Annotated in this window: 23 protein-coding genes and 1 pseudogene; 10 read left to right on the forward strand and 14 right to left on the reverse strand. The window is 65.5% G+C overall.

Features of this window, described 5'->3' with window-relative positions; translation table 11 throughout:
- Nucleotides 1-69: 69 nt before the first annotated feature.
- The 5 genes from J2739_RS21765 to J2739_RS21785 are packed head-to-tail and all read left to right on the forward strand — an operon-like array spanning nt 70 to nt 3,918.
- Nucleotides 70-735, forward strand: a complete 666-nt coding sequence (locus J2739_RS21765; protein WP_309905496.1) for a haloacid dehalogenase type II — start codon at nt 70-72, stop codon at nt 733-735.
- Nucleotides 735-1,835, forward strand: a complete 1,101-nt coding sequence (locus J2739_RS21770; protein ID WP_309905498.1) for a phosphotransferase — start codon at nt 735-737, stop codon at nt 1,833-1,835. The genes J2739_RS21765 and J2739_RS21770 overlap by 1 nt, the downstream gene beginning before the upstream one ends.
- Nucleotides 1,832-3,172: an aspartate aminotransferase family protein gene (locus J2739_RS21775; protein WP_309905499.1), complete on the forward strand. Its 1,341-nt coding sequence runs from the start codon at nt 1,832-1,834 to the stop codon at nt 3,170-3,172. The genes J2739_RS21770 and J2739_RS21775 overlap by 4 nt, the downstream gene beginning before the upstream one ends.
- Before the next feature lie 33 nt (nt 3,173-3,205).
- Nucleotides 3,206-3,691, forward strand: a complete 486-nt coding sequence (locus tag J2739_RS21780; protein ID WP_309905501.1) for an Lrp/AsnC family transcriptional regulator — start codon at nt 3,206-3,208, stop codon at nt 3,689-3,691.
- Nucleotides 3,692-3,732: 41 nt separating this feature from the next.
- Nucleotides 3,733-3,918, forward strand: a complete 186-nt coding sequence (locus J2739_RS21785; protein ID WP_309905503.1) for a hypothetical protein — start codon at nt 3,733-3,735, stop codon at nt 3,916-3,918.
- A 98-nt stretch (nt 3,919-4,016) separates the two neighbouring features.
- Here the strand turns inward: J2739_RS21785 and J2739_RS21790 are convergent, their stop codons facing one another.
- On the reverse strand, nt 4,017-5,771 hold the full coding sequence (locus J2739_RS21790; protein ID WP_309905506.1) for a tannase/feruloyl esterase family alpha/beta hydrolase: 1,755 nt from the start codon (nt 5,769-5,771) through the stop codon (nt 4,017-4,019).
- A gap of 185 nt (nt 5,772-5,956) precedes the next feature.
- Between J2739_RS21790 and J2739_RS21795 the strand changes: the two genes are divergently transcribed.
- Nucleotides 5,957-6,442, forward strand: coding sequence for a MarR family winged helix-turn-helix transcriptional regulator (locus J2739_RS21795; RefSeq protein ID WP_309905508.1), 486 nt, complete (start codon nt 5,957-5,959; stop codon nt 6,440-6,442).
- Here the strand turns inward: J2739_RS21795 and J2739_RS21800 are convergent.
- Nucleotides 6,393-6,935, reverse strand: a complete 543-nt coding sequence (locus J2739_RS21800) for an SDR family oxidoreductase (protein WP_309905510.1) — start codon at nt 6,933-6,935, stop codon at nt 6,393-6,395. The genes J2739_RS21795 and J2739_RS21800 overlap by 50 nt on opposite strands.
- Between J2739_RS21800 and J2739_RS28035 the strand changes: the two genes are divergently transcribed.
- Nucleotides 6,892-7,302: an AtuA-related protein gene (locus tag J2739_RS28035; RefSeq protein ID WP_473774984.1), complete on the forward strand. Its 411-nt coding sequence runs from the start codon at nt 6,892-6,894 to the stop codon at nt 7,300-7,302. The two genes, J2739_RS21800 and J2739_RS28035, sit on opposite strands and share 44 nt — an antisense overlap.
- On the opposite strand, the gene J2739_RS21805 is transcribed toward J2739_RS28035, so the two are convergent.
- The 4 genes from J2739_RS21805 to dctP are packed head-to-tail and all read right to left on the reverse strand — an operon-like array spanning nt 7,209 to nt 10,550.
- Complete coding sequence (locus J2739_RS21805) at nt 7,209-7,691, reverse strand: type II 3-dehydroquinate dehydratase (protein WP_309905512.1); 483 nt, start codon at nt 7,689-7,691, stop codon at nt 7,209-7,211. The two genes, J2739_RS28035 and J2739_RS21805, sit on opposite strands and share 94 nt — an antisense overlap.
- Nucleotides 7,692-7,713: 22 nt before the next feature.
- Nucleotides 7,714-9,015 carry a TRAP transporter large permease gene (locus J2739_RS21810; RefSeq protein WP_309905514.1) on the reverse strand — a complete coding sequence of 434 codons (1,302 nt, stop codon included), beginning with the start codon at nt 9,013-9,015 and terminating at the stop codon, nt 7,714-7,716.
- Entirely contained in the window at nt 9,012-9,548 is a 537-nt protein-coding gene (locus J2739_RS21815) for a TRAP transporter small permease (protein ID WP_309905517.1), read from the reverse strand. Before J2739_RS21815 ends, J2739_RS21810 begins: the two co-directional genes overlap by 4 nt.
- A 15-nt stretch (nt 9,549-9,563) precedes the next feature.
- Complete coding sequence (gene dctP, locus J2739_RS21820; protein WP_309905519.1) at nt 9,564-10,550, reverse strand: TRAP transporter substrate-binding protein DctP; 987 nt, start codon at nt 10,548-10,550, stop codon at nt 9,564-9,566.
- A 180-nt stretch (nt 10,551-10,730) separates the two neighbouring features.
- Here dctP and J2739_RS21825 point away from each other — a divergent pair, with 180 nt between their 5' ends.
- Nucleotides 10,731-11,402, forward strand: coding sequence for a GntR family transcriptional regulator (locus J2739_RS21825; RefSeq protein WP_309905521.1), 672 nt, complete (start codon nt 10,731-10,733; stop codon nt 11,400-11,402).
- Nucleotides 11,403-11,546: 144 nt separating this feature from the next.
- Here J2739_RS21825 and J2739_RS21830 read toward each other — a convergent pair whose 3' ends face one another.
- Both J2739_RS21830 and J2739_RS21835 read right to left on the reverse strand, forming a co-directional pair.
- Complete coding sequence (locus tag J2739_RS21830) at nt 11,547-11,783, reverse strand: hypothetical protein (RefSeq protein ID WP_309905729.1); 237 nt, start codon at nt 11,781-11,783, stop codon at nt 11,547-11,549.
- Nucleotides 11,704-12,069, reverse strand: a complete 366-nt coding sequence (locus J2739_RS21835) for an amidohydrolase family protein (protein WP_309905522.1) — start codon at nt 12,067-12,069, stop codon at nt 11,704-11,706. The genes J2739_RS21830 and J2739_RS21835 overlap by 80 nt, the downstream gene beginning before the upstream one ends.
- 77 nt (nt 12,070-12,146) lie before the next feature.
- On the opposite strand from J2739_RS21835, the pseudogene J2739_RS21840 reads away from it, so the two are divergent.
- Nucleotides 12,147-12,308 (forward strand): annotated as a pseudogene (locus J2739_RS21840) (helix-turn-helix domain-containing protein); the annotation flags it as partial.
- 217 nt (nt 12,309-12,525) lie between these two features.
- On the opposite strand, the gene J2739_RS21845 reads toward J2739_RS21840, so the two are convergent.
- Both J2739_RS21845 and mdeB read right to left on the reverse strand, forming a co-directional pair.
- A complete protein-coding gene (locus J2739_RS21845) occupies nt 12,526-13,782 on the reverse strand; it encodes a branched-chain amino acid ABC transporter substrate-binding protein (protein WP_309905524.1) in 1,257 nt (418 codons plus the stop codon).
- Nucleotides 13,783-13,975: 193 nt separating this feature from the next.
- Nucleotides 13,976-16,627, reverse strand: a complete 2,652-nt coding sequence (mdeB, locus tag J2739_RS21850; RefSeq protein ID WP_309905526.1) for an alpha-ketoglutarate dehydrogenase — start codon at nt 16,625-16,627, stop codon at nt 13,976-13,978.
- Between the two features lie 105 nt (nt 16,628-16,732).
- On the opposite strand from mdeB, the gene J2739_RS21855 reads away from it, so the two are divergent.
- Entirely contained in the window at nt 16,733-17,203 is a 471-nt protein-coding gene (locus J2739_RS21855; protein WP_309905529.1) for an Lrp/AsnC family transcriptional regulator, read from the forward strand.
- Between the two features lie 36 nt (nt 17,204-17,239).
- On the opposite strand, the gene J2739_RS21860 is transcribed toward J2739_RS21855, so the two are convergent.
- From J2739_RS21860 to prpC, 4 genes are read right to left on the reverse strand one after another with little or no spacing between them, the layout of a single operon-like run.
- Nucleotides 17,240-18,100: an isocitrate lyase/PEP mutase family protein gene (locus tag J2739_RS21860; RefSeq protein ID WP_309905530.1), complete on the reverse strand. Its 861-nt coding sequence runs from the start codon at nt 18,098-18,100 to the stop codon at nt 17,240-17,242.
- Nucleotides 18,101-18,122: 22 nt separating this feature from the next.
- Nucleotides 18,123-19,310: a 2-methylaconitate cis-trans isomerase PrpF gene (gene prpF, locus J2739_RS21865; protein ID WP_309905532.1), complete on the reverse strand. Its 1,188-nt coding sequence runs from the start codon at nt 19,308-19,310 to the stop codon at nt 18,123-18,125.
- An 11-nt stretch (nt 19,311-19,321) separates the two neighbouring features.
- The gene (gene acnD / locus J2739_RS21870; RefSeq protein ID WP_309905534.1) at nt 19,322-21,952 is read right to left on the reverse strand and encodes a Fe/S-dependent 2-methylisocitrate dehydratase AcnD; all 2,631 of its coding nucleotides are present in this window, start codon (nt 21,950-21,952) and stop codon (nt 19,322-19,324) included.
- A gap of 46 nt (nt 21,953-21,998) precedes the next feature.
- Nucleotides 21,999-23,162, reverse strand: coding sequence for a bifunctional 2-methylcitrate synthase/citrate synthase (prpC, locus tag J2739_RS21875; protein WP_309905720.1), 1,164 nt, complete (start codon nt 23,160-23,162; stop codon nt 21,999-22,001).
- Nucleotides 23,163-23,281: the final 119 nt, after the last annotated feature.

The raw sequence follows: 23,281 nt of genomic DNA on the forward strand, positions 1-23,281 counted from the left end.
TGCGATATGGCATCTCCTGTAGAGGGGGTAACCCTAGACTTGTTTCATATCAACGCAGCGGGTGAACCCATGATCTTCAGACCCAAATTTGTCAGCTTCGATTGCTATGGCACGCTCATCAACTTCGAGATGGGCCCGACGGCCAAAGTCCTGTTCAAGGACCGCGTGTCGGCCGACCGGATGCCGGTGTTCCTGGACAGTTTCCGCGCCTATCGACTTGACGAGGTATTGGGCGACTGGAAGCCTTTCTACGACGTGGTAGCGAACGCCATCCAGCGCGCCTGCAAGGCGCATGGCATCGAATACCTGGCATCGGACGCGGTCTCTCTGTACGAAGCGGTGCCGACTTGGCAGCCGCACCCGAACGTGGTCGAGGTGCTGGAGGCGATCGCGCCGCACGTGCCGCTGGTGATCCTGTCGAACTCGATGGTCGACCTCATCCCTCACAGCGTCGCTCACCTCAAGGCGCCTTTCCACGCGGTCTACACCGCCGAGGAAGCGCGCGCGTACAAGCCGCGCATGCAAGCCTTCGAATACATGTTCGACCAGCTCGGCTGCGGGCCCGATCAGATGATGCATGTCTCGTCGAGCTTCCGGTATGACCAGATGACGGCGTCAGACCTGGGCTTCATGGCCAAGGCCTTCATCGACCGTGGTCACGAGCCCACGTCAAGCGAGTACGGCGTGAGCCGCTTGACCGACGTTCGTCAGCTTCCTGCACTGCTCGGACTCTGATGGCCGGCCAGGACCTCCCCTCGGGAACCCGGTGGGTCTCCGACGGGCGCCCGACCGAGGCCGCTGCGCTGAGCACCCCGGCGCCCGAGCTGCCGCCAGCCGAGGTGCGGGCGCTGGTCGGACGCCTCTATGGCATCGACGGCAGTGTGAAATCGCTGGCGGGCGAGCGCGACCAGAATTGCGCCGTCGAATGCGCCGATGGCACGCGCTACGTCTTCAAGATCAGCAACCCCTCCGAGTCCGTGTCGCTGGTCGATTTCCAGATCGCCGCCCTCGAGCACATCGCCCGCACATCGCCCAGCCAGCCCGTCCCCCGCGTCGTGCGGACGCTGGACGGCCGCGCGCATGACACCACGACGCTCGCCGATGGCACCCGAAGCACCGTGCGCCTGCTCACCTATCTGGAAGGCATCCAGATCCGGGAGACACCCCGCACCGCCGCTCAGCGCGTGGCGATGGGCAAAGGTCTGGCCGAACTCGACCTTGCCCTGCGGGGCTTCACGCACCCTGCGGCCACGCACGACCTGCTGTGGAACGTGTCGGCCGCGCACCGGCTGACCGCCCAGCTCGACAGCTTGGTCGAAAAACCACGCCGAGCGCTGGCCCAGTCATTCATGACGCGCTTCACCGACCATGTGCTGCCACGCCTCGCGTCGTTGAGGGCGCAGGTGATCCACAACGACTACCACCTCTACAACGTGCTGGTCGCGCCGGACGACCAGGCGCGCATCATCGGCATCATCGACTTCGGCGACATGCTCCATGCGCCACTGGTCGGCGAGGTGGCGACGGCTGCCGCATTCCACATGACCGGCAACGCCGACCCGTTCGAGGGACCGGCGCAGTTCGTCCGCGCCTACCAGGCCGTCCTGCCACTGACCGAGCTGGAGCAGGACATCGTCGCCGACCTCATGGCGACGCGCCACCTCATCACGGCGTTGATCTCGGAGTGGCGCGCCCTGCGCTATCCCGAAAACCGCGCTTACATCCTGCGCCACAACCCCGCGGCCTGGGAGGCACTGTCGCAGATGGCAGACCTCTCCCGCCACGACGCGCGCGACCGCCTTTTGACTCCCACACGAAACGGAACCTCCTCATGAAAGCCACCGCTGACTTCAACATGGTCAACGCCTACATCCCCGGCCGTGCCGACGTCGGGCCCGCCACCGAGGCCATGATCGAGCGGCGCAATGCGCTGCTCGGCCCGGCCTACCGGCTGATGTACGAACACCCGCTGCACATCGTGCGCGGTGACGGCGTGTGGCTGATCGACCCGGAAGGCCGCCGCTACCTCGACGTCTACAACAACGTCACCTCGCTCGGTCACTGCCACCCCGCGGTGACCGAGGCCATCTGCCGCCAGGTGAACACGCTTGCGACCAACACGCGATACCTCCACGACACCATCCTCGAGCTGGCCGAGCGCCTCCTCGCCAGCGTGCCCGGCACGGACCTGGCCCACCTGATGCTGACCTGCACCGGCAGCGAGGCCAACGACCTGGCATATCGCATCGCCAAGGTGCGCACCGGCGGCACGGGTGTGATCGTCACCGACACGGCCTACCACGGCATCACCGACGCCGTATCGCAGTTCTCGCCATCACTGGGCGCGGCCGTCGACCTCGGTCCACACGTTCGCCTGGTGTCGGCGCCGCGCCAGTACCACGCCGAAGGCGCCGACCTCGCCGAGCGCTTCACGCGCGATGTCGAAGCGGCCATCGCCGACCTGCAGCGCCACGGCATCAAGCCGGCAGCCTTGATCGTCGATTCGCTTTTCACCAGCGACGGCATCCTGCCCGAGCCTGCGGGCTTCCTGAAGGGCGCCGTGGAGGCGATCAAGCGCGCTAGCGGCCTGTTCATCGCCGACGAGGTGCAGCCCGGCTTCGGCCGCACCGGCGAGCACATGTGGGGCTTCCAGCGCCACGGCCTCGTTCCCGACATCGTCACTCTGGGCAAGCCGATGGGTAACGGCCAGCCGATCGCGGGCCTTCTCGCGACAGCGGACGCCCTGGCGGAATTCGGCAAGAACTCCCGCTACTTCAACACCTTCGCCGGCAACACGGTCTCATGCGCGGCGGCCCTGGCCGTGCTGGAGACCATTGAACGCAGCCGGCTGATGCCGCACGCAGCCAATATCGGGAAGGTGCTGCTCGACGGCATCACCGGACTCGCCGCGAAGCACGAGGCCATCGGCGACGTTCGGGGGTCAGGGCTCTTCGTCGGTGTCGAGCTCGTGTCCGATCGGACGACGCGGGCGCCGCACCGCGTCCTGACCAGCCGCGTGGTCAACCTGATGCGCGACAAAGGCGTGCTGCTCAGCGCATGCGCCCAGGGGCACAACGTGCTCAAGATCCGCCCGCCGCTGGTGCTGTCGGCGGAGCAGGCCGGCATGGTCATCGAGGCGCTCGACGAATCGCTCACCCAGGCGCAGCGCTAGTCGGCGGGATTGGCTTGACAGTACGATCGCACCATGAGATCAGCAGTACCGTTCGACCGGTTCGACCTCAAGATCCTGGTGCATCTCCAGCGCGAAGGGCGCTGCTCCAACGTCGACCTCGCCGAGTCGATAGGCCTCAGCCCCAGCCCATGTCTCCTGCGCACCAAGCGGCTGGAGGAGACCGGGCTGATCCGCGGCTATGGCGCCGAGATTGCGCTGGAAAAGCTGGGGGACCACGTCATCGTGTTCTCGGAGGTCACCATCAGCAGCCACCGACCGCATGATTTCCGCAAGTTCGAGGAAGCCGCCGGGAAGTACGAGGAGATCGTCGAGTGCTACAACGTCAGCGGCGGCTATGACTACCTGCTGAAAATCGTGGCGCCCGGCGTCGGCCATTTCCAGGCCCTGATGGAAAGGATGCTGGAAGACGACATCGGCATCGAACGCTTCGCCAGCCGGATCGTTCTGCGCCAGTCGCTGGCCCGGCGCGGATATCCGCTGCGCATCATCGCGACCTAGAAGCGGCAGATCGGCTTGAGCAGGAAGCCCTGGTTGGCACCGTGACGATTCGGCGCGAAGCCATTGGCTTGCAGCGTCTCTTCCGCCGTGCTGTAGAAGACCTCTCGTTCGACCAGTTTCTCATCACGCAGCTGAACGCCCGCCTAAGTCAGTTCATCTCGGTCGTGGAGCGGATTCGCGTGATCGACATTCCGGGACTGAACAAGGTTGCCGGCATTGCGAATTGAGGTCCTCGCGTGTGCGCCAAAGAGACGGCTGCCGGCCCAACGCGAAGCCGCAATCCCGGCGCGACTTCACGTGCGGTGCGATGATCGTCACAGCTTCGTCAGTCTGTGGGCGTGACGCACGCGAAGTTCGCACCATCCTCCTGGTTGCCGGTGCCCTTGTAACGTGCCACCTGCGGGTACGGGCAAAGGGGGCGTGTTCGACCGCTGGACCAGCCCGCCGGCAGATCGACGTTCACGCCGCCCGCATTGCCGGCGCCGCGTGCGGTCGCGATGACACTTTGCGGCGCCTGTCCTTTCTCCACCCATTCCACCAGCGGCATGAGCATGTTGAACTGGTCGGTCGCCGGCCCGCCCGCGCAGTGGTTCATCCCCGGCACGCGGTAGAAGCGCGCGAAGTTGGCCGCGCTCCCCCCGTTCGCTGCCGCGAGCCCGTCGTACCAGTTCTGCGTGTCGTCGCTCGAGAAGATCGGATCGCTGGTGCCGTGATAGACGACCATCTTGGCCCCGCGCATCTTGAGGGTCGACAGGTCGGTGGGATGCGGCGGAATCATGAATGAGAGCGCACTCTCGGTGTAGGTGGCGTTGGTGGCCGCAACCTTGGCCAGCATGGTGTCGATGCTGCCGGTCAGCGTGAAGTTCGGCCCGTTGAAAGTCGCCGGATCTTCGGGCGGCACCTGCCAGATCAGGCCCACTGCGCCAGAATCGAGCTGCAAGGAATTCGTGAACTTCCAGCTCGACCAGCCGTTCGTGGCGAGGCCGGCGTCATAAGGGAAGCTCGAGTAGAAGCGCGTTCCGGTACTGTTTGTCGCGCCGCTGAAGAGCTTCGCAATGGACGTCTTCTGCGCCGTGCTGAGGCAGCTACCATCCCGCGCGCCGCTACAGGTCGGAACGTCGCGACCCAAGTCGAACACCGCCTGGCACGCCTTGGTGTCCTGGACCAGTCCGTCGGCGGCGCCATCGAGCGCGTCGCACTTCGAAAGGACCGCATCGGACACGAGTCGCCTCTCGGCTTGAGTGAAGCCAGTGGAGATGTCCGTCGGGTTGGTGGCAAGAGCCGCGTAAGCCTGCGCGCCGGCAATGTTGGCGATCGCGGCCAACGGCAATCGGAAACCGGGGTCGCCGACCAGGAAGCCGTCGTATTGATCTGCGTACCGGGCGGCAGCCACCATGGTGTGCCGTCCGCCATTGGAGCAGCCTCCTATGTACGAGCGGTCAGGACCCTTGCCGTACGCGATCTCAATGATCTTCTTCGCCATTGGCGTGAGCTTGCCGACGGCCTGGTAGCCGTAGTCCAGCCGCGCCTGCGGGTCGATGCCGAAAGTCGGACCCAGCGACGCCGCGTGACCCGCGTCCGAGCTGATGACTGCGAAGCCCTGCTGGAGTGCATTCGTGAGGGGCCCCCCGCCGCCGATGCCACCGGCAGCCGTGACGACGCTGCCGTCGATGCCGCCGTTGGCCTGGTAGAAGAAGCGGCCGTTCCAGTTCAGCGGCAGACGCATTTCGAACTTGATCGCGTAGGACTTGCCGTCCACGGCACTCGTTCGTTGAAACATGCTGCCTGTCACTTGGCAGTGCGCCGGCACGGAAGTGCCGGCAACGGTGAGCGCGCCGGCGTCGATGGCCTTGGCATCCGTGATCGTCGTCTTCTCGAAGGAAATCTTTGCCGCCAACTCCGTGCAGGTGCCGCTCAGAACCGCAGGCGCAGCCCCTGACAACTGGGGCAATGGCGCGTTGCCTCCGGCGAAGCCGGAGACAGCACCGCCCCCGTCCCCTCCGCCACCGCAGGCCGTCACAAGCGTTGCGAGCGCCGCGGAAAGACCGATGGTCTTGCGCCGGTGTGAGAATTCTTGCATCGCTGGGTCTCCTCGTAGACAGTCGAACATTGCCCTTTTTTAGTTAATTTACTGAAGTAGTTATGGCACCCGTATAGGGATTTACCCATCCATATGCCCAATGATTAGCCCGACCGTATACTTCATCGCCTAAAGCACATGAGCGCAACTGCCGGGGCGCGGCCGGCGCTTGGCACAATCGCCGGATGAGTTCCAAGTCTGTCAATCCGCTCGAGTTGACGCCTGCCGGAAGGCTCGGCGAGGCCAGCCTTCGCCGTGTTCTCGGCTACCAGCTTGCGCAGGCAAGAATCGTCACGGACGCGATCTTCGATGCCGAGGTCGCAAGCCCCCTTCAGCTGCGCCCGGTCGAGTACACGGTCCTCACACTGATCGCGGAGAACCCCGGCGGCTCGCCCGCTCGGCTGGCTCGCGCTTTGGCGGTGACCGCGCCCAACATCACGGCGCTGCTGGACCGGTTGGAAGCACGCGAGCTGATCGAGCGCAAGGCAAGTGACAATGACCGCCGCTCTCAGGTGCTGGCCGTGACACGCAAGGGGGCGGAGTTGGCCCGCAAGGCGACCCACCGTATCGTGGCCGCGGAGCACTCGGCGCTATCGCTCACACCCGGAGAGCAGGCCATCCTCACAGAGCTGCTCCACAAGGTGGCCTGTGCGCGCGATTCGAGCCGGTAAGGCTTGTCGATGACGTGCGCGGCCGTCCCAAACTTCCGGCAGCCTCGAGCGCGGGCTTCACGCTCTCCAACGGGCCACGACCGTCGCATGGAACGACCGCGCCCGAAATGTACGATGCGTAGGACGAGGAAAGGAAGAGCGCCAGATTTGCAATATCGTCCAGGGAGCCGAAGCGCCGAAGCGGCACTTGCAAGCGGGCGAATTCCCGATTCTGCGGCGTGGGAGACATCAGTTTGTGGAGCCCTTCGGTTCCATCGACAGGTCCTGGTGAGATCGCGTTCAGACGAACGCCATCGGTGCCCCATTCGAGTGCCAGCGCACGCGTGAGTTGGTCGACGCCTGCCTTGGCAGCGCTCGCGTGCGCCTGAAAGCGCATCGGCACGTGTATGCCGGCGATCACGTCCTTGTTGATCGCATTGCGCTTCCGCTGCGCCGGCAGCATGGTCATCATGCGCAGCGGCGACAAGGGGAACATCTCGAACATCGGCGTCATCGCGCGTCGCCCCGAGTGGCTGCCGTTGCTAGGGGACCGACTGACTCCTGAGGTCGTCGAGGCGTATTTCAAGCACCTTCCCGCAGGGAGGGTGACGCGCTTCTACCTTCGCGGGACATCGTCGATGAACCTTCTGATTCACGACGCACTGGATGGCGGCGGTGCGTCCTCCATGCGAATGGATCCGCTTGGCAAGGGAACGGCGCAGATCCTGCTGGACATGAAGGTCGAGGTTCCGCGCAGTGTGGCCGCGCTGGTGCAAGGCGTTTCGCGTCAAGGGACCGCGTCCGGCTTCTGTTCGGCGACGGCGGCTCCCACCGAATCACCGTCGACAAGGTCTGCGACGGCCTGGACCGCCACCGTATAGCCTTTCGCTCCGAGCCCGGCGATCACGGCCGTCGCGGCCCGCGACACCAGCGATCTCTGGTAGATCTCCTCGCGGCGATGGATGTTCGAAATGTGCAACTCGATGATCGGACCCGGGAACATCTTCAGGGCGTCGAGGATCGCGATCGAGGTGAACGAATAGGCGGCCGGGTTGATGACGATGCCGCTGCCCTGATCGATGGCTTCGTGGATCCAGTCGATCATCTGGGTTTCGCTGTTGGTCTGGCGGAATTCGATCGCGTGCGTGCCGGCGGCCTGCCTGCACAGTGCCTCGATCTGGCCCAGCGTGGTTCGGCCATAGATCTCCGGCTCGCGCTTGCCCAAGCGATTGAGATTCGGTCCGTTCAGCACGTAGATCGGCTTGTTCATTGCGTGTCCTCTCGACTCAGGCTCATCCCTTGTAGCCCATGACACGCGGCAGCCAAAGCACGGTCTCCGGGACGAAGGTGATCAGTGCAAGCACCGCGATGGCAGCGGCAATGAACGGCACGCATTCGCGCACGATGGCCAACAGCGGCTGCTTGGTCATGTTGGCGACGACGAAGAGCAGCAGCCCGAATGGCGGTGTCAGCAGGCCGATCATGATGTTGACAACCACGACGACACCAAAGTGCACGGTGTCGATACCCAGCGCCTTCACCGCCGGGATGAAGATCGGGACGATGATGAGCAGGATCGTCGTTCCCTCCAGCAGGCAGCCCAGCACGAGGAGGATGAGGTTGACCAGCAGCAGGAAGCCGACCTTCGAAAGGTGGAAACCGCCCACGAAATGCTGCACCGACACAGGAATGTTCTCTACCGTCACGACGTAGTTGAAAGCCAGTGCACCGGCGATCAGCATGCCCACCGACGTGGTGGCCTTGGCGCTCGACAGCAGAACGCCGTACACCTGGCGGCCTGACAGCGCGCGATAGATCAGCGCCGCGGCAAGCAGTGCGTAGGCCGCCGCCGCTGCAGCTCCCTCGGTGGGGGTCATCACCCCGCCGTAGATACCCACCAGCAGGATGATGGGCAACAGCAAGGCCGGAAAAGCCTCGACCGTGACTCGCGGTACCTCGCGCAAGCGCACCGGCGGCTCGACCGGATAATTGCGTCGCCTGGAGATCACCGCATTCATCACCATGAACGCCACGCCCAGAATGAGTCCCGGGACCACGCCGCCGAGAAAGAGATAGCCGATCGACGCGTCCGAGACCAGCGCGTAGATGACCATCGGGATCGACGGCGGAATGATCGGCCCGATGATGGCGGCCGAGGCGGTGATCGCCGCCGCATAGGCGACTGGATACTTGCCGCCGCGCGTCATCATCCCGATGATGATGCGGCCGATGCCCACGGCATCAGCGATCGCCGACCCCGACATGCCCGCGAAGATGACGTTGGACACGACATTGACATGTCCCAGGCCGCCGCGGAATCGGCCCACGAGCACAAGACAGAACTTCAGCAGCCGGTCGGTCAGGCTCCCGGTGTTCATCAGGTCGGCGGCGAGGATGAACAGGGGCACGGCCAGCAGCACATAGCTGTTGTACAGGCCGTTCAGGATCTGTTCGGCCGCGGTGCCGGGGTCCAGGCCTGCTGCGAGCAGGTAGAAGATCGATGCGCCCACCATCGAGAGACCGATCGGCAAGCCCATGGCCGCAAGCGCGACCAGGACGATCACGCACCATCCGAACGGCGACAGGCCCATCATTCGGCCACGTCTCCAGGCAGCTCGGAAGCGACCGCCGGCGCCGTGCCGCGCCAGGCCCGCCATGCCACGCGCACCTGCCGCACGATGCACACGAGCGCAAAGAGCACGTAGATCGAATAGAGGTAGTCGAAGCGCATGCCGAGGTAGGCGGAATGCTCACGCCGCATGAAAAGGACATAGCGCCATGTCGCGGGCAGCGACAGCGCCATCAGCACGATCAGGCCGACGCTTGCAACGATCGTGAACGCGCGCCGCGCGCCCGGAGGCACGGCGTTGTAGAGGATGTCGAAGCGCACCTCCTCGTCGTCCGCGACAATGAACGAAGCGCCCCACAGCACGACCCAGACCCAGCACAGAATCGTGACCTCCTCGGTCCAGCCGAGCGGGCGGTTGAGCACGTAGCGGAAGATGATCTGCAGCAGGAACGAGACGAACATCGTCGCGATCAGTACCACCGCGACATCGTCGGCACGCCGCTGTAGCCAGCGGCCGACCGCTACGCCGCGGGTCGCCGACGGTATTTCCGGAGCCATCGCGCCGACTCTGGCCTACAGCGCATTGATGCGCTCGATTGCCCCACTGGGCCAATCGCGGCCGTACTTGTCGACGTAGCGCTTCTGCGCATAGGCCCGGAAGGCATTCACATCGGGGGTGTAGACCTTCTTGCCTTCGGCTTTCAGCGCGGTGACGACATCGCGCTCCTGCCCCTCGAACTTGGCGGTGTAATCGTCGATCGCCTTTTCGGCAGCCGCGCGAAAGCGTGCCTGCTGCTCGGGCTTCAGCATGTTCCAGGCTTTCGACGAAACCGTCATCACGTCATAGCCGACGACGTGCCCGGTGAGCACGAATTGCGTCGTCACTTCATCGAACTTCATCAGCTTGCTCAGGACCAATGGATTGTCCTGGCCATCGATGGCGCCCGTCTGAAGCGCGGTGTAGACCTCGGCGAACGCCACCGGCGTCGGATTGACTCCGATCGACTCGCCGAGGAATTGCCAGAACTCGCCCGGAGGCATGCGCAGCTTGATGCCGGCCAGGTCCGCAGGGGTCTTGATCTGCCGGTCTGGCTTGAGGTTGACGTGGCGCGAGCCGAAGTAGACCGGCGTGATCACCTCGATTTGCAGCTGCTCGCGCGCCATCTTCACGAACTCGCGGCCGACATCGCTCTTGAATGTCTTCTTGAGATGGGCCACGTCCCGGAATAGATAGGCGGAGGTGAGCAGCGACCAGGCGGGCACCTGCTTGGAGATATCCTGCGGCGCAAGGTTGGCCATCTCGAGGTTGCCGCGCTGCAGAGCGACGAGTTCTGTGCCCTGCTTGAAGAGTGTGTTCCCCCAGAACGGCTGGAACTCGAAGTCCTCCTTCATGGCCGCCGCAAAGGCCTTGTAAGCGTCGGCGCGCAGGTCCTGCTCCGTGAAGGCGCAACTGAAGCGCATCTTCGCCGGGGACTGCGCCCACAAGGGCGAGGCCGCGGCAAGGGCCATCGTGGAAGCGCCGGCACGCAGCAGCGCGCGACGGGGAATCGTGGATCTCATGTCTAGTCTCCTCCGATGTGGACGACGGCGACCTCGGCCTGCGCCGAGGGATTCGACTGACAATAATCAGTTTGTCCAACGATTGCAATTGGCTTCAACGATAGGGCGTCTGGCGGACACGGCCGTATCATGGCAAGGCGGTTCGAGGCGATCAGTCCCGGCGCGCAGAACGGATCAGTGATGCTGGACGAAGCAAGGCAGTCGGAAAGCGTTGGCGAAAAGGCCTACCAGCGAATACGCGCGGACATCGTCTGCGGCAGACTGGCGCCCGGAGAGCGGCTGACGCTCGATCGCATGCGCGATGCCTACGAAGTCAGCGTCGGCACATTGCGCGAAACCCTGAATCGGCTGTCTTCGGAACGCCTCATCGTCGCCGAGGGTTCGCGCGGTTTCCAGGTCGCTCCGATTTCGGCAGCCGACTTGCGCGAGGTGGCAGCGATGCGCTGCCTGCTCGAATTGCATGCGCTGCGCTTGTCGTTCGAGGTCGGCGATATGGAATGGGAGGGCGCGGTCGTCGCTGCTCATCACAAGCTGGCCTCGATGGAGCGAGGCATGAAATCGGGGGAGCGCACCCATGCGCAGACATGGAAGCGCTACGACCGCGAATTCCACCGCGCCCTGATCTCAGCCTGCGGTTCGCAGGTGCTGCTCGACACCCATGCGCTCATCTACGACAGGTACCTGCGCTACCAGATGGTTGCAGCGGTCTACCGAGGCGACGTCGCTGCCGGCGAGCACGGGCGTCTGCTGAACTGCGCGCTCAAACGCGACTGGAAAGGCGCGCAAAGCACACTCACGAAGCACGTGCAGGATTGCGTGCAGCACATGATCGAGAAGCGATTGGTGCCTTGAACCCGGATGGCGCGGCGGCTTCCGAGCCATTTGATGTCGAGTGGCGGCGTCCGAACGCCTGAAGAAATTCGTCCGCCCAGCGCGTTCAAATGACGTCGGCGTGACCGGGAACCGCACCGGCGTCACCTCCTGAGACTGGGAGCACTATCCGATCCTGGGCTTCGACGAAATCCCGGAGACCGCAGTGCGCGTCATCGCCTGCAGCGTGCCCACGCCCTCGAAGCCAAGCACGCCGGCCCCGCCGGCCGTGGCCCAATGCACGATCTGCTCGACGCTCACTGCATCGGCGCCGCATTCGCCCTCACCCTCCGGCCGCGGGCGGGACCGCGCGCCGGCCTGGGCGCGGTGCACGAGCCAGGCGAAGTGCAGTTCGCTGATCATGTCGGCCGCTTCGTTCGAGGCGCGTGGCGGTGGCGCCGCCGCGCAACAGCATGAAGCGCAGTCCCAAAGCCTCCGCCTCCTCGAACAGCAGCGCGGCCGCATCGTGGTCCGCGCCTGGCTGGAACAGGTAGTGATGGTCCGCCGCCGTGGTGCAACCCGAGCGCAGCAGTTCCACCAGGCCGATGCGCGCGGCCACCCGCAACCGCGCTTCGTCGAAGCCGCGCCGATAGGCGAAGGGCACGGCCTGCAGCCAGGGGCTGAGCGTGGCGTCGATGCCGGCCGGCACCCCCTTCAGCAGCGACTGGAACAGATGATGGTGGGTATTGACCCAGCCCGGATAGATGACGCAGTCCGTCTTTCACGATGAATATCAGCCTGCGTCGATTACGTGTCTTCGTCGCCGTCGCGGAGGCGCTCAGCTTCACGCGCGCCGGAGACGCACTCGGACTGCCGCGGTCCAGCGTCAGCACGCAGTTGCGCGAGCTGGAAGGTGTTCTGGGCCTGCGCCTGTTCGACCGTCACACGCCATGTTGCGGCTGACCGAGGCCCGTCCGGCGCGAGGTGGTGCTGGTGCTGCACACCGGGCGCTCGCTGTCCCCGGCGGCCAAGCAGTTCAGCGAGGCGCTGATCGAATGGTCGCGCAGTGGTCCTGATGCAAGCGGGCGCGACGGACGGCGCTGAGCGGCGAGCTACCGCCATGCACCGCTGACGATTGCGAAATCCCGGCGGACGGGACTGCAGCTCAGGCCGCTGGCCGCGTCATCTGGCAGGTGGTGGGCTGGGTGCTCTCGGCTGCCGACCAGGTCGCCTCGTTGCGAAATCCGTAGCCGGTGTTCTCTGCGTCGTATTTGACACCGGGACTGCCCTTCTTCGCCCATGTACCGAGGTAGATAGGCGCCTGCAACTGGTGGTCGGATTGACGCATCTCGATCTCGCCCATCGGACTGGCGTACTTCATTCCTTCCATGGCGAACGCCACCTTCTTCGGGTTGGTCGAGTGGGCCTTCCGCATGGCCTCGCGCAGCATGTGCATGGTGTTCCAATGTGCTGCGTAGATGAAGTCCTCACCGGACTTCTGCTTGTAATCCGACGCAGTCTTCTCGAGTGCCGGCGTGGTGGGGGCATTGCTGCCCCAGTTCCAGATCACGCTGACCTTCTCGGTGCCCCACGATCCCATCTGTGCGGGAATGCCGGGATTGTTGGCATTCATGGTGTAGAAATTGATGTTCAGCCCGTAGTCCCGTGCAGCCTTCATCAAGAGGCCCAGGTCGCTGCCCCAGTTCGAGGTGATCACGGTATCAGCGCCGGAGCTCGCGATCTTTGCCACGTAGGGCGCAAAGTCGCGCGCCGAGGCGATGGGCACGTAGTCCTCTCCGACGATCTGCACATCGGGCCGCTTCTTCGCAAGGTAGGTGCGCGAGGCCTTGGCCACCTGCTGGCCGTGGGTGTAGTTCTGGTTGAACAGGAAGACCTTCTTCACGTCCGGCTTGTTCTTCAGGTAGCTGGTCAGCGCGTCGATCTTCATCTCGCTGGAAGGGTAGAAGCGGAAGTGCCAGAAGCTGCAGCGATCGTTGGTCAGGCCGGGGTCCATCGCCGAGTAGTTCAGGTAGACCATGGCGCCTTCGGCATCGCGCTGCGCCTGCTTGTTGATCGCATCGACCAGCGCAAAGGCCACGCCCGAGCCGCCTCCCTGCGTGATGTAGCGAATGTTCTGGTCGTAGGCCGCCCTCAGGACGGTGGTGCTTTCCTGCGGCGTGCCCTTGCCGTCGAAGGGAACGATCTCGAAGGTGGGGTCGCCGGCAGAACTGCTGCCGTTGAGTTGGCTCACCACTTCACGCAGCTGATTGAGCGACACCTGTCCCGCCTGGGCGAAGGGGCCGGAGAGCACGTCGATGAACGCAATCTTGACCGTCTCGGCCGCCGCGCCGGCGGATGCCGCGAGCAGCACCGCTGCACACACCCAGGGCCGTGCGTCGCGCACGCGTTCAACTGCTCGCATGATGTCTCCAGTCGCTCTTGTTCGGGAGGCACATGCTAGGGTCCACGCCCAGGTAGCTCCGGTCGCCGACGCGACAAGCGATGGCTTCCTGGACGATTCGGTCCGGTAGTCCCGGGGGCCGTGGAGGATTGGCCCGGGGCGATGGCCCTGGCGCCGATCCAGACATCGCGAGGACTCCCGCCCAAGGCAGGCTCTAGGTCATCGCGAACCGGGCGGCCTTCGCAATGCTAGCGGCATCGACGCCGAAGAACCGGCGCAGCGCCGCGCGTGTGTCGCTGCGACCGAAGCCGTCGGTGCCGAGCGTCAGGTAGCGGCGTCCTTCCGGCAGGAAGGCGCGCACACTCTCGGGCAGGGCGCGCACATAGTCGGTGGCAGCAATGATCGGCGCCCTGCCCTTGCCGAGCTGCTGTGCGACGAAGGGTACGCCGGCTTCCTCGCCGGCCAACGCGCGCTGCTCGCAGGCGAGTCCGTCACGCGCGAGTTCACTCCAGCTCGTGACGCTGAACACCTCGGCCTCAATGCCTTCGTCGGCGAGCATCTGCGCGGCCTTGATGACTTCGGTCAGGATGGCGCCGGAGCCCATCAGCGTGACCTTCTCCTTCGCCTTGCCCGACGCCGGTGCGTACACGCCGAAGCGGTAGCAGCCGCGCAGGATGTCCGCTGCCGCGCCCTCGGGCACATCGGGCTGGGCATAGTTCTCGTTCATGAGCGTGACGTAGTAGAAGGCGTCCTTCTGCTCGACCATCATCTCGCGGATGCCCGCATCGACGATCACCGCCATCTCGCCCGCGAAGGCCGGGTCGTAGGCCTTGCAGTTGGGGATCGTGGCCGCGATCAGGTGGCTGGTGCCGTCCTGGTGCTGCAGCCCCTCGCCGCCCAGCGTGGTGCGCCCCGAGGTGGCGCCCAGCAGGAAGCCGCGCGCGCGCTGATCGGCCGCCGCCCAGATCTGGTCGCCCACGCGCTGGAAGCCGAACATCGAGTAGTAGATGTAGAAGGGCAGCATCGCCAGGCCGTGCACGCTGTAGCTGGTGGCGGCCGCCGTCCAACTGGCGATGGCGCCGGCCTCGCTGATGCCTTCCTCGAGGATCTGGCCGTCGATCGCCTCGCGGTACGAGAGCACCGAGCCGATGTCCTCCGGCGCATAGCGCTGGCCCACGCTCGAGTAGATGCCGACCTGCTTGAAGAGATTGGCCATGCCGAAGGTGCGCGCCTCGTCCGCCACGATGGGCACGACGCGCGGGCCCAGGGTCGCGTCCTTCATCAGGTTGCCGAGCATGCGCACGAAGGCCATGGTGGTGCTCATCTCCTTGCCGGCGGCGGCCACGGCGAACTGCGCATAGCTCGCGATGTCGGGCTTCGCGACCACGTCGCAGGCGGTCTCACGGCGCGGCATCGCGCCGCCGAGCGCTTCTCGGTGCTGGCGCAGGTAGCGCATCTCGGCGCTCTGTTCGGCCGGGCGGTAGAAATCCATGGCGATCGCCTGCGCATCGGTCAGCGGCAGGTTGAAGCGGTCGCGGAATTCGATCAGGTCCACGTCGCCCATCTTCTTGTGGGAGTGCGTGGTCATCTTGCCCTGTGCTGCGCGGCCCATCCCGTAGCCCTTCTTGGTGTGGGCGAGGATCACGGTGGGCTGGCCACGGTGCGCGGCCGCGGCCGCATACGCCGCGTAGATTTTCACGAGGTCGTGGCCCCCGCGTTTCAGACGGTCGATCTGCTCGTCCGTCATGCCTTGCGCGAGGCGCGCGAGCTCGGGGTTCTGGCCGAAGAAGTTGTCGCGATTGAAGCGGCCATCCTTGGCCGCGAAGGTCTGCATCTGGCCGTCGACGGTGTGGGCGAACGCACGCGCCAAGGCACCGCTGGTGTCCTGCGCAAACAGGCCATCCCAGTCGCTGCCCCACACTAGCTTGATGACGTTCCAGCCCGCGCCGGCGAACAGTTTCTCGAGCTCGTCGATGACGCGGCCGTTGCCGCGCACCGGGCCATCGAGTCGCTGCAGATTGCAGTTGACCACCCACACCAGGTTGTCGAGCTTCTCGCGCGCGGCCAGCGTGAGCGCACTCATCGACTCGGGCTCGTCCATTTCTCCGTCGCCGAACACACCCCAGACCTTGCGGCCTTCGCAGTTCAGCAGATTGCGATGCGTGAGGTAGCGCATGAAGCGCGCGTGGTAGATCGAGCTGATCGGACCGATCCCCATCGAGCCGGTCGGAAACTGCCAGAAATCCGGCATCAGGTAGGGGTGCGGATAGCTGCTGAGGCCGCGTGCGCCGCTGCCGTGGACGAAGGCCGGCGCGGTGAGCTCCTGGCGGTAGTGCTTCAGGTCTTCTTCGCTGAGCCGGCCTTCGAGGTAGGCCCGCGCATAGACACCCGGCGCGCTGTGCGGCTGGAAGAACACAAGATCGCCGCGGTGCCGATCGTTTCGCGCATGAAAGAAGTGGTTGAAGCCGGTCTCGAACAGGTCTGCCGCGCTGGCATAGCTGGCGATGTGGCCGCCGAGTTCGCCATACGCCTGGTTGGCCTTGGCCACCATCGCCAGCGCGTTCCACCGCATCAGGGAGGCGAGCTTTTCCTCGATCGCCAGGTCGCCAGGAAAACGCGGCTGGTCTTCCACCGCAATGGTGTTGACGTACGGCGTTGCCAGATCAGGACGCCAGTCGATACGCTGCCGCCGTGCCAATCGCGCCAGTTCGTCCAGCATCTCTCGTGCGCGCTGCGGGCCGTGCACATCCGCCAACGAAAGGAAGGCGTCGCGCCACTCGGCGGTCTCTTCGGGATCCGGATCCTGATTCGGCGCGGCATCGTTCAGCAGGGCGCGCATCTGCTCATGAGGAAGGGGGGCGTCCATGGGAGCAATTTACGCCGCTCTTTCAGAAATTAGCTGCCGATTTGGCGGCTCGAATCGACGCAGCTCGGCATAATATGCCGCGTTCTCAAGTTCTCTCGGCACATCATGAATCTCGACGGCACCGATTTGCGAATTCTGGATGAACTTCAGCGCGACGGGGCGCTTTCCAATGTCGAGCTTTCCCGGCGTGTGCATCTGTCGCCCTCGCCCTGCCTGGCCCGTGTGAAAGCACTCGAGGCATCGGGCGTGGTCGCCCGTTATGTGGCACTGATCAACGCGCAGGCCGTGGGGCTGAGCCTGAACGTCTTCATTTCCATCAGCTTGAAATCCCAATCCAAGGCAGCATTGGCTGAGTTCGAGCAGCGCATCGCCGAGCATGAGGAAGTGATGGAGTGCTACCTGATGACGGGCGACAGCGACTATTTGATCCGCGTCGCGGTCGCGGACATTGCCGCGTTGGAGCGATTCATCCTGGACCAACTCACGCCGATCCCGGGCATCGAGCAGATCCGCTCGAGTTTCGCGCTCAAGCAGGTGCGCTACAAGACGGCACTGCCCTTGCCTCGGGCGTCCTGATCGATCACGGAAGCCCGGCCAGGGCTGATTCGCCGCTCAGGCGTAGCGCTGCTCCAGCGCGTCCCATTCCGGCTTGCCGACCAGCCGCTGCCGCTCGGCAAAAGGCGTGACCAGGCCACTGGCTTCCTGCACTTGCTTCTCGTCGCGCAGCACGGTCAGCGCCTTCTGCATGCCTGCCACGGCACCCTGCAGGGCCGCGTTGGCGTACAGCACGATGCCGTAGCCCAGCTCGGCCAGCTGGTCGGCATTGAAGATCGGCGTGCGCCCGCCGATCACCATGTTCATCAGCTGCGGCTTCGACAGGCGCCGGGGCAACGCCCTCACTTCCTCGGCCTTCGTCACCGCCTCCACGAACAGGATGTCCGCACCGGCTTCGGCGAACTTCTGCGCCCGCTCGACAGCCGCCTCGAAGCCCTGCGTGGCGCAGGCATCGGTGCGGGCCATGATCAACAGGTCGGCGTCCTGGCGCGCATCGACGGCGGCCTTGATCTTGCTCACCGCCTCTTCGGTGGAAATCACGTCCTTGCCCGAGAAGTGCCCGCAGCGCTTCGGCGCGACCTGGTCCTCGAACTGGATGCAGTCGGCCCCGGCGCGCTCCAGCGTGCGCACCGTGTGGCGCACGTTCAGGGCATTGCCGAATCCGGTGTCGGCATCGACGATCAGCGGAAGACCCACCGCATCGCGGATGCGCGCCGTGTGGTCGGCGATCTCGGCCAGGCCCATGAAGCCCTGGTCGGGCATCCCGAACCACATGTTGGTCACGCCGGCACCGGTGACGTAGAGGGCCTCGAAGCCGAGGTCCTCGATGACCTTGGCCGAAAGTGCATTGAACGCGCCGGGCACGATCACGCCGCGTCGGGCCTCGGCCAGGGATTTGAGTTGCTTGCGGGTGGACATGAATTGCCTTTTCGATTTCGATTCAGAAACTGTCGGCGGGAACGCGCACGAATCCCTCCATCAGCACGCGGGCGCTGCGGCTCATCAAGGCCTTGGTCACGGTCCATCGGCCGCCTTCCTGCCTCGCCTGCGCGCCGACCCGGAGAGTGCCGGAGGGATGCCCGAAGCGCACCGCGTTGCGCTCACCGCCACCGGCCGCCAGGTTGACCAGCGTGCCCGGCACCGCCGCCGCCGTGCCGATGGCCACGGCCGCGGTGCCCATCATGGCGTGGTGCAACTGCCCCATCGAGAGCGCGCGCACCAGCAGGTCCACGTCGGCCGCCCTCACCGGCTTGCCGCTGGAGGCCACGTAGTCCTGCGGCGCGGCCACAAAGGCGATCTTCGGCGTGTGCCGGCGCTCGGCGGCCTCGGCAATGTCCTGGATCAGGCCCATCTTCACGGCGCCCCAGGCGCGGATGGCCTCGAAGCGCACCAGGGCCTGGCGGTCTGCGTTGATGGCCCCCTGCAACTCCGTGCCGGTGTAGCCGATGTCCGTTGCATTCAGGAAGATGGTCGGGATGCCGGCGTTGATCAGCGTCGCCTTGAAGGTGCCGAGGCCCGGCACCTCGAGATCGTCGACCACGCGGCCGGTCGGGAACATGGCGCCACCTTCCTCGCCCCCGTCGGCGGGGTCCATGAACTCCAGCTGCACCTCGGCGGCCGGGAAGGTCACGCCGTCGAGCGCGAAGTCGCCCGTCTCCTGCACCTGGCCATCGGTGACCGGCACCTGGGCGACGATGGTCTTGCCGATGTTGGCCTGCCAGATGCGCACCGTGCACAGGCCGTCGCGGGGAATTCTCTCGGCCTTCAGGAGGCCGCTCGCGATCGCGAAGGGGCCGACGGCGGCCGAGAGGTTGCCGCAGTTGCCGGACCAGTCCACCACGCCCTGGTCGATGGGCACCTGGCCGAAGAGGTAGTCCACGTCATGGCCGGGCCGAGTGCTGCGCGAAACGATCACGGTCTTGCTGGTGCTGGAGGTGGCCGCCCCCATGCCGTCGATCTGCTTGCCGTAAGGGTCGGGGCTGCCGATCACCCGCATCAGCAGCGCATCGCGCGCCGGGCCCGGCTGCCGTGCCGCCTCGGGCAGGTCCTGCAGGCGGAAGAACACGCCCTTGCTGGTGCCGCCGCGCATGTAGGTGGCGGGGATCTTGATCTGCGGTGCAAATGCCATGTCGGTTCCGTTCAGGCGACCTCCGTGGCCGCCGCGAGAAAATCCTGTGCGAAGCGCTGCAGCACACCGCCGGCCTCGTACACCGAGACCTCCTCGGCCGTGTCCAGGCGGCAGGTCACCGGCACCTTCAGCGTGTCGCCGCCGCGTCGATGGACGAGCAGGGTCAGCTCGGCGCGCGGCGTGCGTTCGCCGACGACATCGTAGGTCTCCGTGCCATCGAGCTGCAGCGTGAGGCGATCGGTGCCCGGCTTGAACTCCAGCGGCAGCACCCCCATGCCGATCAGGTTCGTGCGATGGATGCGCTCGAATCCCTCGGCCACCACCGTCTCCACGCCGGCCAGGCGCACCCCCTTGGCGGCCCAGTCGCGGCTGGAGCCCTGGCCATAGTCGGCGCCGGCGATCACGATCAGGGGCTGGCGCCGGTTCAGATAGGTCTCGATCGCCTCCCACATGCGCACGACCTTGCCTTCCGGCTCGATGCGCGCCAGCGAGCCGGCCTTCACGCTGCCGTCGGCGTCGCGCACCATCTCGTTCCGGAGCGTCGGGTTGGCGAAGGTTGCGCGCATCGCCGTCAGGTGATCGCCGCGATGCGTGGCGTAGGAGTTGAAGTCTTCTTCCGGCAGGCCCATCCGGTGCAGGTACTCGCCGGCGGCGGAGTTCATCAGGATGGCGTTGGAGGGCGACAGGTGATCGGTCGTGATGTTGTCCGGCAGCAGCGCCAGCGCACGCATGCCCTGGAGCGTGCGCGCGTTGGCGGCCAGCGCACCGACGCCCTCGGTGTCCCAGTACGGCGGGCGACGGATGTAGGTGGACTGCGGCCGCCATTCGTACTGCGGGCTGACCGGCGCACCGTCATCGCTGCGGATCGCGAACATCGGCTCGTAGACCTTGCGGAATTGCGCGGGTTTGACGCTCGCGGCGACGATGGCGTCGATCTCTTCGTCGGCGGGCCAGATGTCCTTGAGCCGCACTTCCTGGCCCTGGGCGTCGACGCCGAGCACATCCTGCTCGATGTCGAAGCGCACCGTCCCGGCGATCGCATAGGCCACCACCAGCGGCGGCGAGGCCAGGAAGGCCTGCTTCGCATAAGGGTGGATGCGACCGTCGAAATTGCGGTTTCCCGACAGCACGGCGGTCGCGTAGAGCTCGCGCTCGATGATCTCCTGCTGGATCTTCGGGTCCAGCGCGCCGCTCATGCCATTGCAGGTGGTGCAGGCGAAGGCGACGATGCCGAAGCCCAGCTTCTCCAGCTCCGGCAGCAGCCCGGCCTCCTCCAGGTACAGCGCCACGGCCTTCGAACCGGGTGCCAGCGAGCTTTTGACCCAGGGCTTGCGCGTCAGGCCCTTCTCGTTGGCATTGCGCGCCAGCAGCGCAGCAGCGATCACGTTGCGGGGATTGCTGGTGTTGGTGCAGCTCGTGATGGCCGCGATGATCACGGCGCCATCGGGCATGAGCCCTTGTGCTTCCTCGGCGCGCGCCTGGTCCAGGCCGATGGCGATGCCGCGCTCGCGCAGCGCCGAGGTCGGCAGCCGGCGATGCGGGTTCGACGGGCCTGCCATGTTGCGCACGACGGCGGACAAGTCGAACTTCAGCACGCGCTCGTAGTGCGCGCTCTTCAGGGAATCGCCCCAGAAGCCGGCGGTCTTCGCATAGGTCTCGACCAGCCTCACCTGCTCGTCGCTGCGGCCGGTGAGCTTCAGGTAGTCGATGGTCTGCGCATCGACGTAGAACAGCGCTGCGGTAGCGCCGTATTCCGGGCACATGTTGGAGATGGTCGCGCGGTCGCCGACCGACAGGCTCGCTGCGCCTTCACCGTAGAACTCGAGATAAGCGCCCACCACCTTCTCCTGGCGCAGGAACTCCGTCAGCGCGAGCACGATGTCGGTGGCGGTGATGCCCGGCGGGCGCCGCCTGGTCAGCTCGACGCCGACGATGTCCGGCAGGCGCATCCACGAGGCCCGGCCCAGCATCACGTTCTCCGCCTCCAGGCCGCCCACGCCGATCGCGATCACGCCGAGCGCGTCGACATGCGGCGTGTGGCTGTCGGTGCCGATGCAGGTGTCGGGGAAAGCCACGCCTTCCTGCACGTAGACCACCGGCGACATCTTCTCCAGGTTGATCTGGTGCATGATCCCGTTGCCCGCCGGGATGACATCGACATTGTCGAAGGCACGCCGGGTCCACTCGATGAAGTGGAAGCGGTCCTCGTTGCGCCGGTCCTCGATCGCCCGGTTCCTGGCAAACGCGTCGGGCTCGAATCCTCCGCATTCCACTGCCAGCGAATGGTCGACGATCAGCTGCACCGGCACCACGGGATTCACCGCCGCCGGATCACCGCCCTCGGCGGCGATGGCATCGCGCAGGCCCGCCAGGTCCACCAGCGCCGTCTGGCCCAGGATGTCGTGGCAGACCACGCGCACCGGGAACCACGGGAAATCCAGGTCGCGGCGGCGTTCGATCAGCTGCATGAGATAGGCATTCAGGTGCGCGGGTTCGGCGCGGCGCACCAGGTTCTCGGCGTGGACCCTGGCCGTGTAAGGCAGCGTGGCCCAGGCGCCGGGACACAGGGCGTCCACGGCCTCCCGGGCATCGAACCAGTCCAGCGCGGTGCCGGCCAGCTTCTTGCGGAATTGATTGTTCATAGCGGGAAAAGGGCGTCCCGGCGCGAGGCCGGCGGCTCGATGGTTGCTACTTGCGCTCGTCCAGGGGAATGAAGTGCTGGTCTTCCGGACCGGTGTAGTTCGCGCTCGGTCGGATGATCTTGTTGTCGATGCGCTGCTCGATCACATGCGCGGCCCAGCCGCTGGTGCGCGCGATCACGAAGAGCGGCGTGAACATCGCCGTGGGCACGCCCATCATGTGGTAGCTCACGGCACTGAACCAGTCGAGATTGGGGAACATCTTCTTGATGTCCCACATCACCGATTCAAGCCGCTCGGCGATGTCGAACATCTTGGTCGAGCCCGACTCCTCCGACAGCCTTCGGGCCACGCCCTTGATGACCCCGTTGCGCGGGTCGCTCAGCGTGTAGACCGGGTGGCCGAAGCCGATCACGACCTCCTTGGCCTCCACCCGGCGGCGGATGTCGGCCTCGGCCTCGTCCGGGTTGTCGTAGCGCTTCTGGACCTCGAAGGCCGCCTCGTTGGCGCCGCCGTGCTTGGGCCCGCGCAGCGCGCCGATGGCACCGGCGATGGCCGAGTACATGTCGCTGCCGGTGCCGGCGATCACGCGCGCGGTGAAAGTGGAGGCATTGAACTCGTGCTCGGCGTACAGGTTGAGCGACGTGTGCATCGCGGCGACCCAGGCCTGGGATGGCTTGCGGCCATGCAGCAGGTGCAGGAAGTGGCCGCCGATCGAGTCGTCGTCGGTCTCGACCTCGATGCGCTTGCCCTGGGTGCTCCAGTGGAACCAGTAGAGCAGCATCGAGCCCAGCGAGGCCATCAGCCGGTCGGCGATGTCGCGCGCGCCAGGCAGATGGTGGTCGTCCCGTTCCGGCAGGATGCAACCCAGGGCCGACACGCCGGTGCGCATCACGTCCATCGGGTGGGCGCCGGCAGGCAGGCGCTCCAGCGCTTCCTTCACGCTCGCCGGCAGCCCGCGCATCGCGCGCAGCCGGGTCTTGTAGGCCTCGAGCTCGGCGCGCGTCGGCAGCTTGCCGTGCACCAGCAGATGGGCGATCTCCTCGAACTCGCAGACTTCCGCGATGTCCAGGATGTCGTAGCCGCGGTAGTGCAGGTCGTTGCCCGTGCGGCCGACCGTGCACAGCGCCGTGTTGCCGGCGGTGATGCCGGAAAGGGCGACGGATTTCTTGGCCTTGAAGCTCGTGATGGGCGCTTGTACTGCTGCGGTCATGGGGGTCATGCGGTCTCCTTGTCAGGTTTCGCAATCTACGCAAAATGGAGGGTTGCGGATAGAACTGAAAAGGCAAATTCTTGCGAACGAATTTCATCCAATCAGCGAATCTTGCGAAG

It is taken from the genome of Variovorax soli, assembly GCF_031454625.1.
Lineage (GTDB): Bacteria > Pseudomonadota > Gammaproteobacteria > Burkholderiales > Burkholderiaceae_C > Variovorax > Variovorax soli_A.